At 62.0% G+C, this 16,920-nt stretch carries 13 protein-coding genes, 1 tRNA gene and 1 pseudogene; 1 reads left to right on the top strand and 14 read right to left on the bottom strand.

Annotated elements, in window-relative coordinates:
- Window positions 1–77 precede the first annotated feature (77 nt).
- The 14 genes and pseudogenes from CLV65_RS00435 to CLV65_RS00370 form a co-directional block, all read right to left on the bottom strand.
- The gene (locus CLV65_RS00435) at window positions 78–1,319 is read right to left on the bottom strand and encodes an ABC transporter substrate-binding protein (protein ID WP_211278413.1); all 1,242 of its coding nucleotides are present in this window, start codon (window positions 1,317–1,319) and stop codon (window positions 78–80) included.
- A 333-nt stretch (window positions 1,320–1,652) separates the two neighbouring features.
- Window positions 1,653–2,501, bottom strand: coding sequence for an ABC transporter ATP-binding protein (locus CLV65_RS00430; RefSeq protein ID WP_420848392.1), 849 nt, complete (start codon window positions 2,499–2,501; stop codon window positions 1,653–1,655).
- A gap of 152 nt (window positions 2,502–2,653) precedes the next feature.
- A pseudogene (locus tag CLV65_RS00425) lies at window positions 2,654–3,625 on the bottom strand (ABC transporter ATP-binding protein); the annotation flags it as partial.
- Window positions 3,626–3,629: 4 nt separating this feature from the next.
- On the bottom strand, window positions 3,630–4,613 hold the full coding sequence (locus CLV65_RS00420) for a branched-chain amino acid ABC transporter permease (protein ID WP_094691127.1): 984 nt from the start codon (window positions 4,611–4,613) through the stop codon (window positions 3,630–3,632).
- Window positions 4,614–4,616: 3 nt separating this feature from the next.
- Window positions 4,617–5,999, bottom strand: coding sequence for a branched-chain amino acid ABC transporter permease (locus tag CLV65_RS00415; protein ID WP_420848390.1), 1,383 nt, complete (start codon window positions 5,997–5,999; stop codon window positions 4,617–4,619).
- A 307-nt stretch (window positions 6,000–6,306) separates the two neighbouring features.
- Window positions 6,307–7,467 (bottom strand): hypothetical protein, encoded by a 1,161-nt coding sequence (locus CLV65_RS00410; protein WP_094691130.1) that lies wholly within the window; start codon window positions 7,465–7,467, stop codon window positions 6,307–6,309.
- 218 nt (window positions 7,468–7,685) lie between these two features.
- Window positions 7,686–8,456, bottom strand: a complete 771-nt coding sequence (locus tag CLV65_RS00405; RefSeq protein ID WP_094691132.1) for a histidine phosphatase family protein — start codon at window positions 8,454–8,456, stop codon at window positions 7,686–7,688.
- 1 nt (window position 8,457) lies between these two features.
- A complete protein-coding gene (gene rsfS / locus CLV65_RS00400) occupies window positions 8,458–8,919 on the bottom strand; it encodes a ribosome silencing factor (protein ID WP_094691133.1) in 462 nt (153 codons plus the stop codon).
- A 188-nt stretch (window positions 8,920–9,107) separates the two neighbouring features.
- Window positions 9,108–10,562 carry a bifunctional UDP-N-acetylglucosamine diphosphorylase/glucosamine-1-phosphate N-acetyltransferase GlmU gene (glmU, locus tag CLV65_RS00395; RefSeq protein ID WP_094691134.1) on the bottom strand — a complete coding sequence of 485 codons (1,455 nt, stop codon included), beginning with the start codon at window positions 10,560–10,562 and terminating at the stop codon, window positions 9,108–9,110.
- 448 nt (window positions 10,563–11,010) lie between these two features.
- A tRNA-Gln gene (locus CLV65_RS00390) sits at window positions 11,011–11,081 on the bottom strand.
- Between the two features lie 138 nt (window positions 11,082–11,219).
- Window positions 11,220–12,236, bottom strand: coding sequence for a ribose-phosphate diphosphokinase (locus CLV65_RS00385; protein ID WP_094691135.1), 1,017 nt, complete (start codon window positions 12,234–12,236; stop codon window positions 11,220–11,222).
- Between the two features lie 88 nt (window positions 12,237–12,324).
- Window positions 12,325–13,023 (bottom strand): nicotinate-nucleotide adenylyltransferase, encoded by a 699-nt coding sequence (gene nadD / locus CLV65_RS00380; protein WP_094691136.1) that lies wholly within the window; start codon window positions 13,021–13,023, stop codon window positions 12,325–12,327.
- Window positions 13,024–13,028: 5 nt separating this feature from the next.
- A complete protein-coding gene (locus CLV65_RS00375) occupies window positions 13,029–13,616 on the bottom strand; it encodes a hypothetical protein (protein ID WP_094691138.1) in 588 nt (195 codons plus the stop codon).
- Window positions 13,616–14,914: a glutamate-5-semialdehyde dehydrogenase gene (locus CLV65_RS00370; protein WP_094691140.1), complete on the bottom strand. Its 1,299-nt coding sequence runs from the start codon at window positions 14,912–14,914 to the stop codon at window positions 13,616–13,618. Before CLV65_RS00370 ends, CLV65_RS00375 begins: the two co-directional genes overlap by 1 nt.
- A gap of 291 nt (window positions 14,915–15,205) precedes the next feature.
- Between CLV65_RS00370 and thrC the strand changes: the two genes are divergently transcribed.
- Window positions 15,206–16,708 (top strand): threonine synthase, encoded by a 1,503-nt coding sequence (gene thrC, locus CLV65_RS00365; protein WP_094691142.1) that lies wholly within the window; start codon window positions 15,206–15,208, stop codon window positions 16,706–16,708.
- Window positions 16,709–16,920 lie beyond the last annotated feature (212 nt).

Here is a 16,920-nt window from a genome sequence, read left to right as displayed (position 1 = left end):
CGCAGCTCATTGGCTGCGACCCTTTTGTTGTTGTTTGCGTTGTGGTTAACCGGCTTTGTGACTATGCACCGGTTGCGTCACTCCGTCGGCACATCACCGGACTGGGTGTGGTCGAAGACCGGCTTGTTAGAGGCGTCGAAGGTATAGACGCCAATGTTCGCCGAGCTCGGGTCGTTGTTCGTGTTGAATGCCCCGATGCCAGTCTGCCCTTGGTACTGGATCTCCTTGCCATCCTTGAGCAGCGCAACGCACGCCTTGTAGGAATCGCACTTCTCGCCGTTGGTGGAGCCGGAGACCGCCGCCATGTTCGCCTGAATCGTCTTGCCGTCAGCGCTGCCACCCTTCTGCGCGGCGAGGGCGGCGAGGATGATGCCGTCATATGTTTCGGCACCATACGTCGTGACGTTCTTCAGATCGACGCCGGTGGACTCCAGACGCTTGACGAAATCCTCGGACGGGTTCACGCCAGGGATCGTGCCCTTCGAGCCTTCCAGCACGCCCGCGTCCACGTCATCGGAATAGTCCTGCGTGTTGCCATCGACGAAATACAGCTTCTTCGTATTGACGCCTGCGGAAACAAGAGCCTTGAGCAGCGGCACAGTCTGGTCGAAGGCGATGACGAGCGTCGCGTCCGGGTTGGATGCCTTGATGGCGGTGGCGATGGACGAGAAGTTCGTCTCGGTCGGGTCGAACGTGTCGGTCTCGCCATAGACGACGCTCACGCCTGCCGCAGTGGCGGTCTTGACGATGGTGTCACGCAGGCCGGTGCCGTACTCGTCGTTGAACGTCGCGATGGCGAGCTTCTGCACGCCGTCCTGTGCGATGAGGTTGCCCATGACCGCGCCCTGCACCGAATCCGGCGCGACCGTGCGGAAGAAGTAATCGGAAACGCCGGACAGGCTCGTGGACGTGGCGCCCATCGACAACATCGGGACGTTCTGCGCGGTGATCGTCTTGTACGTGTTCTTGACCACGGAGCTGGACGCCGGGCCGATGATGAATGACGGGTTCTTGCTGAGCACGGACTGGGCGGCGGATGTGTTTTGGTCGGCGTGGTCAGCGTCGGAGGTGTCCGCGTCCACGGTGGTGATTGAGTTGCCCAGCACGCCGCCTGCGTCATTGATGTCCTGCACCGCCAGCTTCTCCGCGGCGAGTTCGGGCGGCGCCAGGCTCGCCAAGGATCCGGTCTCGGGCCATAGACCGCCCAGCACGAAATTCGAAGTCGTGGCGGCGGAGCTCGAGCCCGAACCGCTGGAACTGGACGACCCACATCCGGCGAGCGCCAGGACCGCTGCGGTCGAGGCGGCGATGACGGTCATGGCTGCCTTCCTCACGCGATGGGACGCGTTGCTGCGCAAATTGCGGTGGGTAATGCCATTGATGCGTGTACGACTGATTGTCTTCATTGCGATCACCATTCCTTCTCATGGGTGGCAGAGCGCCACATCGGAAACGATCCCGGGCAGGCATTCGAACCATGTGTTCGGGAATCATTGATTCGCAATATATGCGGCTGCCTCGCAGGCTTTGTATGGCGCAGATTAACTGAACGTGACATGTGAAAAAATCAGGAAACACATGGCCCTTTGCTGAAAAATTGCATGATGAAGCCGCCGGAGAGCGATGCCCGCCGGCGGCATATCAGAAGACCGTTAGCGGCCTTCCTCGCTCACCTTCTCTTCCAAGTTGCCCAGATACAAGGCAATGACCTTGGGGTCGGTCATGAGATCGCGGCCCTTGCCGGAGTAGGCGTTGCGGCCTTGGTCGAGCACATAACCGCGGTCGCAGATCTGCAGGCAGCGCCGTGCGTTCTGCTCGACTATGACCACGGATACACCCGCTTTGTTGATCTTGCGCACCCTGATGAATGTCTCGTCCTGAAGCATCGGAGACAGGCCTGCGGACGGCTCATCAAGCAGCAGGACGGACGGCATCATCATGAGGGCGCGCGCCATCGCCACCATCTGGCGTTCGCCGCCTGACAGCTGACCGGCGAGCTGGCCGCGGCGCTGGCCGAGTTTGGGAAAGATCGAGCACACGTAGTCGAAGCGCTCATTGAACAGTTTCGGCGCTTGGAACGCGCCCATGCGCAGGTTCTCAGCGACGGTCAGGCTGGGAAAGACGTTTTCGGTCTGGGGCACGAAGCCCACGCCGCGTGCCACAAGCCGGTCGGCGCGCATGTTCGTGATGTCCTCCCCCTTGAGCATGAGCGTGCCCGAGTGGATGCGCACGAGGCCGAAAAGGGATTTGAGCAGCGTCGACTTGCCGGCGCCATTGGGACCGATGATGCCCACGATCTCGCCTTCGTGCAGCGTGAGTGATGCGCCGTTGAGGATATTCACGCCTGGTATGTAGCCGGCGACGAGGTTCTGCGCGTCGAGCAACGGCTCGCCTTCAGGCTCCCCCACGTGAATCTGCTCGCGGGCAAGGGGCGCGGGAGCCGCGGCCTCGCCTTCCGCCGTCCGGTCAGCGGCCGGGGCTTGCACGGCCGTGCCTTCCATGGTTGCGATGGCACTCATCGTGATGCCTCCTTTGCGTCGATTCCCGAGGTTTTTGCGATTTTTGCGGTTTCTGCGACTGCCGCAGTTCCCGAAGGTCCCTCAATTTCCGGAGTTCCAGCGGTTTCTGTGGTTTCTGCGGTTTCCCCAGGATCGTCGAGCACTGAATCGTCGCCCAGATCGATGTTCGCATGCGCCCCCAAGTAGGCATCGACGACCGCAGGGTCGTCCATCACCGTCTTGGGCTGGCCTTCGGCGACGATCGCGCCTTCCGCCATCACAGTGACCCAGTCGGCGATGTGGCGCACCATGTTCATGTCATGCTCGACGAACAGCACCGTGGTGCCTTCCTCGCGCAACGCGAGGATGTGATCGAGCAACGACTGCTTGAGGGCGGGGTTCACACCCGCCATCGGCTCGTCGAGCATGACGAGCTGTGGGTCGCTCATCAACGCCCTCGCCATCTCCAGCAGCTTGCGCTGGCCGCCGGAGAGGGAGCCGGCGTAATCATCCTTCTTCTTGATGAGCAGGAAGCGTTCGAGCAAGGCTTCGGCTTTCTCGACGTTCGCTTTCTCCTGCTTGCGCCACGTGGCGGGAAACAGTGCGCGGAACATGCCCTCGCCCGGCTGCACCGGGGCGCCGAGCAGCATGTTGTCGAGCACCGTGAGCCGACTCATCACCTTGGTGAGCTGGAACGTGCGCACCATTCCCATGCGCGCCGCCTTCTCGGGCTGCGCATGCGCCATGTCCTTGCCGTCGAACTGCCAGGAGCCGGTGTCCGGCGTATCGAAACCGGTCAACAGGTTGAAGAACGTCGTCTTGCCGGCGCCGTTGGGCCCGATCAAGGCGGTGATGCCGTGGCGTTCGATTTCGAAATGCGTCACGTCCACGGCGGTCATGCCGCCGAATCGACGGGTCACGTTGTCGGCAACGAGAATCGGGTCGGGCTTGTGCACGCCTGGCACGTTTTCCACGAATCTGAGATCCTCGGTCACTTTGTCGCGGTACGCGGTGGAGATGAGCTTCTCCCCTTCCGGGGCTTTCGTCGCCCATTGCGCCAGGTCGTGGAACGGCACGCCGGGTTCGATGCCGGCGGGCGCGACTGATGGATTCGTTGTGTTACGCATGGTGTTACGCATGGAAAGCCAACTCCTTTCGGTCTCCCAGCAGGCCTTGTGGTCTGAAAATGACCAGGCACATCAGCGCGATGCCGACGATGACCCAGCCGAGGGCTTCGATCTGATTGGAGGTGATGAACGTGGCGGGGATCGTGCCGCGCATGAGCTCCTTGACGAACGTCAGCAGCACCCACAGCAGACAGGACCCGAGGATCGGACCAAGGATCGTGGCGGCGCCGCCCAGCAGCAGGATCGTCCACGTATAGAACGTCACCGTGCGGCCCAGGGAATCCGGCTGCACGGACCGGGGCAGCACGAAGATGATGCCAGCGAGCGCGCCGAACACGCCGCCGAGGATGAGGGACTCCATCTTGTAGCGTGTCACCGGCTTGCCCAAGGAACGGATGGCGTTCTCATCCTCGCGGATGCCTTTGAGCATGCGGCCCCACGGGGAATGAAACCAGCGCCAGCACAGCAGCGCGGCGATCGCCACCAGCGCCCAGGCGACGATGCGCAGCCACCAAGAGTTCGCGATGTTGTTGCTATATGTCCACAGCAGCACTTTCGTCGTGCCGTCCGGCAGTGGCGAAAGCTCCTCGAACTTCTCGGTGAAGTTCTGCGGCGAAATGCCACCGGAGCCTCCGGTGACGTGCGTCATGGCGGTGGAGCGGCCGATGATGCGGATGATCTCGGCGGCGGCGAGCGTGACCATCGCCAGGTAGTCAGGCCCCAGCCGCAGGGTCGGGATTCCCAGCAGGAGCGCATAGATGACGGCGAGCAGCAATGCCGTGCACACCGAGGTGAACAGGTTGGCGCCCATCGACTGGGTGATGGCGAAGCCGTAGGCTCCCAAGAGCATGAAGCCCGCCTGCCCCATGTTCATCAGGCCGGTCATGCCGAAATGGATGTTGAGCCCGATGGCTGCGAGCGCGTATGCCGCCGTGGTCGGGGCGATGAACTCGCCGGCTGCGTTGGTGATTATTGTCAAGGTGTTCATGTCTCAGCCCACCCTTTGCTGCTTGCCGAAGATGCCCTGCGGGCGCACCAGCAGAACGATGATGAGAATTGCCAGCGCGCTGGCGTAACGCATGTCGTTGGGGATGACGAGCGAGCTCATGTCCGACACGATGCCGATGACGAGGGATCCGATCAGCGCACCGTTGGCGGTGCCCAAGCCGCCAAGCGTGACCGCGGCGAACATGAGCAGGATGAGCGTGGCGCCGGTGTTCCACGAGATTCCGTTGAGGTAAATTCCCAGCAGCACACCGGACAGCGCCGCCATCGCGCACGAGAGGATCCATACGATGCGCACGACCTGGTCCACGTTGATGCCGCTTGCCGCGGCGAGCGCCGGATTGTCGCACACCGCCCGCGTGGCGCGCCCGAAACGCGTCTTGTACAGGAACAGCGTGACGGCAATGATGACAGCGAGCGCGATGAGCGCGGAGACGATGGTCGGCGCGTTTGTGGTGACCGGCCCCAGTTGGAAGCTCGCCGGCACGGATTTGACGATGCCCACGATGTTGCCGCCGAAGAAGAACTGGAACGTGTATTGCAGCGCCATCGACAAGCCGATGGTGACGATCATCTGCTGCATGGTGCCCACGTGGCGGCGTCTCAGAGGGCTCCACACGATCTGGTTCTGGATGAGGCCGGTGAGCGCGCCGACCGCGATGGCGAAGACCGCTGAAACGATGAGCGGCATATGCATCAGCTGGGTGCCGACGTATGCCATGAGTCCGCCGAGCGTGACCTGCTCACCATGGGAGAACGACTGCAAACCGGTGGTGCCGTACACGAGGTTCATGCCCACCGACATAAGGCCGAGCATGAGGCCGAAGACGATGCCGGAATACAGCTGCTGCCAGATGCGCATGGCGGTGTTCGAACCGGACGGCTTGCCGGATGCCTGTACCGTCGAGCCTGAATCCGACGCGGTGCCGGAGGCGGCGCTTGCCGATCCGCTTGCGCTCGATGCGCCGGCGGCGGAATTCGCTTGGTCGAAGCGCACGACGGCGCGCTGTTTGCCAAAACTGGATTTTTTTATCGTGACTGTCGCGCTGCTTGCCGCGAGCCCATGCTGGCTGGCGACCGTCGCGTCGATGGTGACGGTGTAATCGCCATCATCGGCGACGGAAAACGCCCAGGTGCCGTCTGCCGCGGTCGTGGTCGTGCCGGTTTCTGCACCGGAAAGGGTGACGGTTGCGCCAGCAATCGGGGATTTGCCGGCATCCTGCAAGATGCCATTGACACACCCGTTGGAAGACGTTGGATTGCACGTTGCCACGGCCTGTGCAGCGGATGGGGCTGCCTGCGCCGTGGGGGCGCTGACAAGGGCGAATGCGAAGAACACGGAGAGAGCGGCACAGATCACGCAAGGCATTGCGATTGCCAATCGACAATGCCGTTTGGAAAACACTATGGCTGTCATTGGTTTCCTCTCTTCTTAACTTGTTGGTTCACAAGCTAAGCGAGAAAACCGCCATGAGGATTGCCTTCAGATATCCCGGATATTGCGCAATGTGATTTGTCGTAACCCCAACTATCGATTGCGAAACACAACGGAAACCCCATGGTGAAAAACCTCATGAGAGAACTTCATGAGGGGACCATGGAAAGCCATGAGAAGACTATGGGAACAGGCTGGGAATAATCCCGAAGAAAGCGATCCCTGCGGTCAGTCCCTGCGGTCAGTTCGTGCTGGTGCCCGTGGTGCTGCTGGCCGTGGCACTGCTGCTTGCCGGAGCGGATGCCGAGCTTGACGCGGATGCCGAAGGACTGGAGGATTGTGACGGCGAAGCCGATGTCGAAGCCTCCGGATTCTTCGTCTCCTCCTGTGTTGCGGACGACGAAGCCGTGACGGATGGCGACGCGGTGGCGGACTTGCTCGCCGTCTCGCTCGGCGACTGGTCCTGCGTCGGATAGGAGTCCACATCGTCGGTGGAATCCGTGTCGTCCTGGGAATCATCGATGGAGGTCTCGTCGTCAAGCGGCGTATTGCTCTGTTGCTCGTCTGTGCTCGGCGAATCCTGATATGGCGTCTGTATCTGCTGCTGCATATCCGCGGGCTTGGTGCCCAGGCCTTCGCCGCCGGTCACGGCACTGATGATGACGACGGTGATGACCACCGCGATGAGCGAGCATACAAGCGCCACGATGAACATGCGCGCCTTGGGGCTCAACTGCTTCCTGCCAGCTGTGCCACCCTTGCCGGACTTGGCGGAGTCTGCTCCCTGACCGCTGCTGATTTCACGGCGCAGCTGCATCGGGCTCGGCTTCGCGTCCAACGTCGCCTTGACGGCGGCGTCGCGCACGGCATCCGGCAAAATCTGGGTGGGTGCAGTCTCGGTGATGGATGTGAATCCAGCGAAATCCTCATCCTTGATGCCACTGCTATCGCCTGCGGACTGGTCTGCACCTGCTCCGGTTGTACCACTGGTCGCGTCGTCTGCCGCTGCCCCGCCAACCGACGACGCAACGGCGGCTGCTCCCAGTCCGTCCGCAAGATCGTCATCCTGCGCCAGGCGGTCCTGCATCTGTTTGCCATAGGGGTCTACGACAGCCACGGCGGCACGGGGCTTGCGCTGGGCCTTCCCATCGCCTTGACTGTCGTCGGATTCAGAATCTGTGGAATCACCGTCAGCGCCAGTGATCTTCTGCATGGTGTCGTGCGACGCTTTGAGCACGTCTTGGTAAATCTGCGTAGCGAGCGCCGTGACGATGGATGCCACGGCAGCGCCAATCACCGATCCGGCAATGCCAATCTTGTTCATGAACAGGAAGGATGTCACGGCTGCAAGCGCACCCGCGAGAATCTGTGACCACTTGATGTTGCCGAAGAAATTCTTCATGAGCCCTCCCAACCGTTTGCCAACCGAGGAACCGATACCAACATCCGATAGCGACGTCCGATGATATTGCCAAACCGGTTTCTTCGCCACCCGCTTCTGCACATACTCTACCGCAAAGGCTCAATACGTTAACGGCGTTACTTCATCGGCTGAATAGGTGGATGGCGGATGATGCTGACGGCGCTGATGACAGCACTGATGGCAGCGTCCGGCGCCGGTCACAGCACAGGTGGCACAGCTGCCGCCGTGTCATGCGCCGAATCCTCGCCGGAGCCATTCGCGGCGAACGGATCGTTCCAATCGACACCCGGCTCCACGCTGGGACCGCGATTGAATTCCGTCATGCGCCACAGCAGCGCGCCATCGAGCGTGCGCAACACACGGAAGCGCACCCAATGGCCGTTGTCAGGGCCACTGATTGAGGCATAGGTGGGGTCTACGACGTCCAGATGCATGAGCTTTTGGGCGGTTTGCGAAATCCATGCGCCGTGCGAAAACACGAACAGCTCATGGTCCTGTCCGGCACGGCTCGCCCAATCCTCCACGGCGAGCGCACCACGACGCCCCACCGACGCCTTCGCTTCGGCGCCATGGCGCATCTCACCATCCTGGAAGCGTTTCCACATGCCGAAGTCACGCGGATAATTCTGCTCGAGATCGGACCAGCGGCAGCCTTCCCATTCGCCGAAGCTGCGTTCCTTGACGCGCTCATCCACGGCCACCTGCACGCCTGCAAGCTGCGCGAAGCGCTCAGCCGTCTGGCAGGCACGCTCCAACGGGGAGCTCACGACGATGGGCGTGCGACCGCTGCCCTTCACATAACGCTCATACAGCGCTTGCGCAGTGCGGTCGGCCTGCCACAATCCGGTGTCGTTGAGTGGAATGTCCACTTGGCCTTGCAGCTTGCCGGCGGCATTGTATGCCGTGCGACCGTGGCGCACGAGCGTGACCGCGTAAACGGTCTGCCCATGGGAATCAGCGCCAGGCATATCAGGCCTCGTCGGAATCCGTGCCAGCCGTGGAGGAATCGGCGGAATCCTCACCGCTGTCCGCCTGTGACCCCTCCCCTTCTTCCAGCACGGACGCGCCTTCGGGCAGCTGCAGGTCGATGCACGGGCAATCCTTCCACAGCCTTTCGAGATTGTAGAAAGCGCGGGTCTGGGAATCCATCACATGCACCACGAAGTCGCCGTAGTCCAGCAACACCCATTCGCCTTCCTCAACGCCTTCGCGATGGCGAGGGTCGCGTTTCGTCTGCAGATACAGCTGCTTCTCGACTTCCTCGGCGATGGAAAGCACGTGGCGCGGCGTGGTGCCGGATGCAAGGAAGAAGATGTCGGTGATGGCAAGGGGTTCGGAAACGTCGAACGCCACCATGTCCTCTGCCTTCTGGCTGTCCGCCGCCGCTGCCGCGATGCGCACCGCATCGATGGAATCCTGAACTGCTGCCATGTGTTGTGTCCTCTCTGTTGTTTTCCGGTTTCTAGTGTTCTCTAGGATTTCTTGAAGTCCCTAAGGTCTTGGGACCCCGAGGAACTTTCGTTTGTGACGTTCCGTTTGTTGCTGACGCAATGGACCGGGTTGGCCTGGCCTTCGTTTGCCGCAGGGCGAAACCACCCCGATCCGTGCCGGCATCCGTCTCAGCGTGCGTCGTCCTGCGCGTCACGCTCCCACTTGGGCTTCCAACCGGGCACCACATGCTGCGTGTTTTCCGAGTAGACCATCGCGTCAGACTCCACGTCATGGCGCACGACGGAACCGGAGCCGGTCGTCACATTGTCGCCCACGGTCACCGGAGCCACGAACATGTTGCCTGCACCCACGTGCACATTCGAGCCAATCTCCGTATGGTTCTTATGCACGCCGTCGTAATTCGCCGTGATCGTGCCACCGCCCACGTTCGTGTGCGTGCCGATGTGAGTGTCGCCGATGTAGCTCAAGTGTGGTACCTTGGAGCCTTCGTCGATGTGGGCTTTCTTCATTTCAACGAATGCGCCAGCCTTCGTGTCCGCGGCCAGGTCGTTGCCCGGACGCAGATAGGTCCACGGCCCGATGTTGGCGCGTTCACCGATATGCGTGCCCTGCACGCGGCTGCGTTCCACGTGGGCGCCGGCGTCGATTGTCGCATCGATGAGCGTCGTGTAGGGGCCGACCACGGCGCCTTCACCGATCGTGGTGGTGCCTTGCAGGAAGCTGCCGGGCAGAATCTGGGCATCGCGGGCGATGGTCACATCATCCTCAATCCACGTGGTCTCGGGGTCAAGGATCGTGACGCCTTCGCGCATCCAGTTCTCGCACACGCGCACATTGTGGGCCTTCGCCAGACGGGCGAGCTGCACGCGGTCGTTCACGCCTTCCACTGCGAGGCTATCGGGGGCCTGCCATGCACCCACCTTGCCGAATTCACGCGCCTTCTCAAGGGCATCCGTCAGATAGAACTCGCCTTGCGCATTGTCGCTGTCCAAGTCGGCGATGGCACGCTCAAGCACCCGGGAATCGAACACATACACGGAGGTGTTCACTTCATCGACGGCCTGCTCGGCGGCATTGGCGTCCTTCTGTTCGACGATGCGCAACACCTGTCCGTTTTCGTCGCGGATCACACGGCCATAGCCGAAGGGTTCGGCGAGTTTCGTGGTGAGCACGGTGGCAGCATTGTGCTGCTGGGCATGGTACGCGGCAAGTCCGCGCAACGTCGCGGCGTCCAGCAACGGCATGTCAGACGCCGCGATAAGCACGCTTCCCTCGAAACGCCCCTGCGCGCGCAACTGCTGCACCGCGCATTGCACGGCGCGACCGGTGCCGGGCTTGTCATCCTGGTTGATGACGACCACGGATTCGTCATAGTCGCGCGCCGCCGCGGCGACACGATCCGCCTGGTAGTGCACGACGACGGCGGTCGTGGCGGGTTCCAAGGCATCGACGGATGCCATGACACGCTGGAGGAACGTCTTTCCCGCGAAATCGTGAAGCACCTTAGGCGTGGAGGATTTCATGCGCGTGCCTTCGCCGGCGGCAAGGATGATGGCGACATCAAGGCGGGACGCCACCGAGGATGTTGATTCTTGAGATTGCGCTTGTGAGATTTCGCTCATCGTTTCGGTTCTTCCCCGAATCCGCGAGGATTCGAATATGACATTGTCTGCAGCGGCCCATCGTCGGTATCACGTTGTCTGATGCGACCGGGTCTGAGCACAAAAGCGGCCCGTGCGACCGGCTCCGGCGATAGCCGGAATCGACCGCGCGGGCCGCGGCAATTCCTCCAGCCGACTCGCATCACTCACGCTCGCCCTACCCTGTGATCACGGCGGACCGCAAGGCTGGGATTCAGCGGACTGATTGAGTCAGGTCGGACGGATTGAAGTCGTTCTCTGCTAGAAATTGTAACAGCGGGAGCCGGACATGGCAGCCTGTGTCATATCCGTGTGCGAATCGGCCACCTTCCCCAATCTCGTCCAGACAATAAGCGTCACCAGCCAACTTCGGCAAGCCGCCAGATATGAGTACGGGTCTCGCAATTGACTCGCGAGACCCGTTTCGAAGTTCCCCCACCTGGACTCGAACCAAGACAAAGGGTTCCAAAGACCCGTGTGCTGCCATTACACCATGGGGGAAGAGCGCTCGGTAAATCTCCGAGCACACAATTTTTATATTGTACACCATCCCGTGCCCTACCGCATACCACACAGGGCAGGCCACGGGATGGCACGTTCACCGTAAAGAACGCACCGCCATCAGACGGAGAAGAAACATCAGGCGAAGAGGAAACCCTGGCCGTGATGCGTCGGATAGGTGTCGAACAGTTCCGCGACAGAACCGTCGTTGAACACCGCCTGGATGGCGCTTGCCAACAACGGAGCGATGGACAGAACGGTGAGGCCGTCCCAACGCTTCTCCTGCGGAATCGGCACGGTGTCGGTGACGACGACCTCGCGGGCGCCGCAATTCTTGAGGCGCTCGACGGCCGGGCCGGAGAACACGCCGTGCGTGGCGACAACGGTGATGGACTTGGCGCCAGCTGCGCGCAGCACCTTGCATGCCTCGGCGATCGTGCCGCCGGTATCGATGAGGTCATCAACCAGCACGCAGTCCTTGCCTTCCACCTCGCCGACGACGCGGTTGGCGACCGCCTTGTTCGGGCGGGTGATGTCGCGCGTCTTGTGCACGAATGCGAGCGGGCCGCCACCCAGGCGCTGCGCCCACTGCTCGGCGACGCGAATACGACCGGCATCCGGGGAGACAACCGCGACATTCGACAGGTCGAGGCGATCGCGCACATAGTCAACGAGCACCGGCATGGCGATGAGATGGTCGACCGGACCATCGAAGAAGCCCTGGGACTGCGCGGCGTGCAGGTCGACGGACATGATGCGGTCCGCGCCAGCGGCCTTGAGAAGGTCGAACATGAGGCGGCAGGAGATTGGCTCGCGGCCGCGGTGCTTCTTGTCCTGGCGGGAGTATCCCAGCAGAGGGCACACGGCGGTGATGGAGCGGGCGGACGCACGCTTGGCGGCGTCAATCATGATGAGCTGCTCCATGATGAACTTGTTGATCGTCTCACCTGCATGGGTCTGCAGCACGAACACGTCCGCGCCTCGCACCGACTCCGTGTAACGCACATACATCTCGCCATTGGCGAAATCGTATTCCGTGGTCTCCAGTACGTCGATTCCCAATTGTTTCGCCACATCGGCGGCAAGCTTCGGATGGCACCTGCCGGTTACGAGTATGAGGTTTTTATCAGGTTTTCCTGCGAGGACTGCGCTCACCGTATCTCCAAACTTGTAGATTGAAGCTGACCTAATTCATAGTAGCGAGCCTCGCTGACAGCACACCGACACCCGCCAATACCGCCGTTCACACGGCCACGATCTCCCGGGATTCGTCGGTTCCGCGGGGGTGGTACAGACCATGCTTCGAGATGTATTGCACAACGCCGTCCGGCACGAGGTACCACACGGGTTCGCCCGCTTGGGCACGCCGCCGCACGTCGGTGGACGAAATGGCCAGTGCAGGGATCTCGATGACGTCCACGCTGCGCAGCGGCACACCCGCCTTGCGCAGGTTCACCTCATAACCGGGGCGCGAAACGCCGACGAAATGCGCGATGTCCCACATTTCGTCGGCATCCTTCCACCGCATGAGCTGGGGTATCACGTCGGCGCCGGTGATGAAGAACAGTTCGGCGTCCGGATACAACGCCCGGAAGTCACGCAGCGTGTCGATCGTGTAGGTGATGCCGGGGCGGTCGATGTCAGCACGGGAGACGACGAAGTTCGGGTTCGACGCCGTGGCGATGACGGTCATCAGATAGCGGTCCTCGGCGTTCGTCACGTCGCGGTCGAGCTTGAACACCGGCCTGCCGGTGGGCACGAAGATGACCTTGTCGAGGTCATAGACCCAGGCGACTTCCGACGCAGCGACCAGATGGCCGTTGTGGATGGGGTCGAAGGTGCCGCCCATGATGCCGATGCGCGGCACGTCATGGTAGTTGCCTCGCGCCGAACGGCGGCGCGCCAAGTGAATCTGAGCGCCTTTGCGCACGGGTGCCTCCATGCGGCTCAGCGCTCCGCTCCGCCCTTGGCGGGGTCTGCGTCATGCGACGGATCCTCGTGGCTGCGGATGTCGGAATCCGCATCGTCGTCCGCGGCGTCATCCGAAGCGACATGCGGATGCGCCTCTTTGTTCTCGGCCTCGATGCGGTCCATGTCTTCGTTCCACTCGTCTTCGACCACGCGTCGGATCTCGGCGAAGGTGGGCAGCAGGAACTCGGGCTGGTATGCCTTGCGAATGGCGGCGATGCAATCGGCTATCGACACGAGGCTGTCGGCCATGTCAGAGGTTTTGTCGTCGTGCTCCCACTTGCGAAATTGCGCGATGCGTTCCTCGCCCCAGTCGAACTGCTGGCTGATGTAGTCGTATTGCCGTTCCGGCGGGGTGACGACATCCGGCGCGTCCTCCTCCGGCCATCCGATGAGGATGGCGTCGGCGTATTCCAAGGCGGCGCGTTCGATGGCCGAGGGAATGCCGTCTTCGATGTGCACCAGGAACACGTAGCGCACCGTGCTCAACCGGGCCGACGACAGCCTCAGGGGCGCCTTGGGGTCGTCATCCATCATGTGGCGCATATCGCCGATCGTGTATGTCATTACTTTCTCACCTGTCCGTTGCCGTAGGCAATCCACTTCGTGGTCGTGAGCTCCTCAAGTCCCATCGGGCCGCGCGCGTGCAACTTCTGCGTGGAGATTCCCAGTTCTGCGCCCAGGCCGAACATGCCACCGTCCGTGAAGCGCGTCGAGGCATTGACCATGACGACCGCGGAATCCACGCGCGCCGTGAACTCTTCGATGGCGGCGTAATCCTCGGAGATGATGGCCTCCGTATGCCCGGTGGAATGCGCCGTGATGTGGCGTATCGCCTCGTCGAGGCTGCCGACGACCTTGATGCCGATCTGGTAATCCAAGTATTCCGTGTCCCAGTCCTCGTCGGTGGCAGGCACCACGTCGTCGCCCATGAGGCCGGCGTCGCCAAGAATGCGGCGGGTCTCGTCATCGGCATGCATGAGCACATGGTGTTCGCGCAATGCAGTGGCCGCGAGCGGCAGCTCCTCGGACGCCACGTCCTTGTGCACGAGCAGCTTCTCCGCCGCATTGCACACGCCCACGCGTTGCGTCTTGGCGTTGATGAGAATCGGGATGGTCTTACCGAGGTCCGCCGCCTTGTCGACGTAGATATGGCAGTTGCCCGAACCGGTTTCGATCGTGGGCACCTTGGAGTTCTCCACGACCGCCTTGATGAGGCCCGCGCCGCCACGGGGCACCAGCACGTCGATGGAACCGCGCGCCTGCATCATCGCGGTGGCGCCGGGACGGCCGATGTGGTCGACGCTTTGCACAAGCGCCGGGTCGAAGCCCTGTTCCGCAAGCGTCCTGCCAATCACGTCGAGGGTGGCTTCGTTCGTATGCAGCGCCGCATGGCCTCCACGCAGAATCACCGCATTGCCGGACTTGAGGCACAGAGCGGCAACGTCAATCGTGACGTTCGGACGCGCCTCGTAGATCATGCCCACGACGCCCATCGGCACGCGCACCTGCGTGAGCCGGATGCCATTGGGAAGGTTGTTGCCGCGCACGACGCGTCCCACCGGGTCCGGCAGCGCCGCGACATTGCGCACCCCCTGCGCCGTGGATTCCACACGCGCCTCATCGAAGCGAAGCCTGTCGAGCAACCCTTGCGACATGCCGGATTCCTGCGCCGCGGCATAATCCGCATCATTGGCCTCACGGATGGCAGTGGCATTGGCCACCAAGGCATCGGCGATGGCCAGCAACAGCGCGTTCTTCCTGTCCGTCGAGGCACGCGCAAGGTCATGCTGGGCGTCCTTCGCCTGGGCAGCCATGCGCCGCACGGTCACCAAGGCATCGGCCACGGCATTGCTATCATCCATATCGAACCTCCCGGATCCAAAATTTCGCATGTCGGCGCCCTGACGCCACGCATTCGCGCGACATCACACGACGTTGAAGAAAACACAGGAACGCAAGGCGGCACACGCCACGCACCCGCTACGTGTATCTACCACATCATGCCACCACCACCCAACCTCATGCGAATCCGGCAACGACGAACCGGCGTCGCGGCAGCGCTACCGCCAACAGGCATATACGACGGGTATATACATGGTCGCATATAAACTGAGATGCGTTGATTCTCCATTCCTCCGAGACAAGGATTCGTCGTGGAACTCTTTCACAGCACCCGAAGCACCGCAAGCCAGGTAACGAGCAAGCAAGCGATCCGCAAGGGAATCGCATCCGACGGAGGGCTGTTCGTCACTGATTCCCTCGGAGACAAGCCCGTGGACGTTGCTGCGCTCGCAGGCAAGTCCTACCAGCAGATTGCCCGCACCGTGCTTGCCTCGCTGCTGCCTGATTACACGGACGCCGAGCTTGCCGACTGCGTTGCCGGCGCTTACGGCGACCAGTGGGACGATGCCGCGATCACCCCGCTCAAGCCGCTGGGCGATGATTTCATCCTCGAACTGTTCCACGGCCCCACGAGCGCGTTCAAGGACGTTGCACTGCAAATCCTCCCCCGCTTCATGGCCAAGACCACGGCGGCCGCAACGGATCCGAATGCCGCGAACGAACGCATCATGATTCTCACCGCCACCTCCGGCGACACGGGCAAGGCGGCGCTGGCCGGTTTCGCAGACGTGCCGGGAACCGGCATCACCGTGTTCTACCCCGATGGCAAGGTTTCGGAGGTGCAGCACCTGCAGATGGCCACGCAGAAGGGCCAGAACGTGCAGGTGTGCGCGGTGCGCGGCAATTTCGATGACGCGCAGAGCGCCGTGAAGGCCATCTTCGGCGACGGCGAGCTCGCCTGGGATCTGGCGAACAACGCACACACGGTGCTGTCTTCGGCCAACTCCATCAACGTCGGCCGCCTCGTGCCGCAGGTCGTCTACTACTTCGCTGCATACGCCCAGCTGCTGGAACGCCAGGAGATCAATGCGGGCGACGAAGTGGAGTTCTGCGTGCCCACCGGCAACTTCGGCGACATCCTCGCCGGATACTACGCCAAGCGCCTGGGCCTTCCCGTCGCCAAGCTCATCGTCGCATCCGACAAAAACAACGTGCTCTACGACTTCCTCACCACCGGCACGTATGACCGCAACCGCCCGTTCTTCACGACGATTTCGCCAAGCATGGACATACTCATCAGCTCCAACCTCGAGCGCATGCTCTACTACTTCGCCGACGGCGACACGAAGCTCATCGCGTCTCTCATGGATTCCCTCGCCAACAACGGCCGCTATGACGTGCCGGCCGACCTGCTGGCAAAAATCCAGGCGGTCTTCGGCGCCGGCTGGGCGGATGAGGATCAGATCCGCGCATCCATCAAGGATTGCTGGGACAAGAACCACTATGTGATCGACCCGCACACGGCATGCGGTTACCACACGCTGGCCAACACCCCGCGCACGCCCGGCGTGCCGCGCGTGCTGCTGAGCACCGCAAGCCCCTACAAGTTCCCGCGCGCTGTGCTTGAGGCGCTGGGCGAGCCGGCTCCCGCCAGCGATTTCGCCTGCATGGATGCCCTCGCCACGCTTTCCGGCACTCCGGCCCCCGAAGCTCTGCGCGGCTTGGAAAAGGCGCAGGTGCGCTTCACCGATGTGATTGACGTGCCCGACATGACCAATTACGTGCGCACCACCGCCACCCGCTTGGCTCAGTAGCGAAAGCCAAGGCAGAAGCGCACTAGATGCACGGCAGGGCTGGTAGGGCCAATTAATATCTGTTGACCCTACCAGCCCTGCAATCTGTTTTGCTCAACTAATGTGCGCAACTAATTGTCCCCGGTGCCGTGACTGACACCGGGGACAATTTCATACTTCTGCACCTCTGCGGCTCCACACCTCTGCGGCTCCACACCTCTGCGTCATGGCAC

The organism is Pseudoscardovia suis (genome assembly GCF_002797875.1).
GTDB classification, from domain to species: domain Bacteria; phylum Actinomycetota; class Actinomycetes; order Actinomycetales; family Bifidobacteriaceae; genus Pseudoscardovia; species Pseudoscardovia suis.
The sequence above is the reverse complement of the archived record's forward strand: the minus strand, read 5'-3'. Positions and strand labels throughout refer to the sequence as shown.

Coding starts and splice junctions, on each gene's coding strand:
- CLV65_RS00435 (WP_211278413.1), bottom strand. CDS start 1,319: ATGACCGTCATCGCCGCCTCGACCGCAGCGGTCCTGGCGCTCGCCGGA.
- CLV65_RS00430 (WP_420848392.1), bottom strand. CDS start 2,501: ATGGAAGGCACGGCCGTGCAAGCCCCGGCCGCTGACCGGACGGCGGAA.
- CLV65_RS00420 (WP_094691127.1), bottom strand. CDS start 4,613: ATGAACACCTTGACAATAATCACCAACGCAGCCGGCGAGTTCATCGCC.
- CLV65_RS00415 (WP_420848390.1), bottom strand. CDS start 5,999: ATGCCTTGCGTGATCTGTGCCGCTCTCTCCGTGTTCTTCGCATTCGCC.
- CLV65_RS00410 (WP_094691130.1), bottom strand. CDS start 7,467: ATGAAGAATTTCTTCGGCAACATCAAGTGGTCACAGATTCTCGCGGGT.
- CLV65_RS00405 (WP_094691132.1), bottom strand. CDS start 8,456: ATGCCTGGCGCTGATTCCCATGGGCAGACCGTTTACGCGGTCACGCTC.
- rsfS (WP_094691133.1), bottom strand. CDS start 8,919: ATGGCAGCAGTTCAGGATTCCATCGATGCGGTGCGCATCGCGGCAGCG.
- glmU (WP_094691134.1), bottom strand. CDS start 10,562: ATGAGCGAAATCTCACAAGCGCAATCTCAAGAATCAACATCCTCGGTG.
- nadD (WP_094691136.1), bottom strand. CDS start 13,023: ATGGAGGCACCCGTGCGCAAAGGCGCTCAGATTCACTTGGCGCGCCGC.
- CLV65_RS00375 (WP_094691138.1), bottom strand. CDS start 13,616: ATGACATACACGATCGGCGATATGCGCCACATGATGGATGACGACCCC.
- CLV65_RS00370 (WP_094691140.1), bottom strand. CDS start 14,914: ATGGATGATAGCAATGCCGTGGCCGATGCCTTGGTGACCGTGCGGCGC.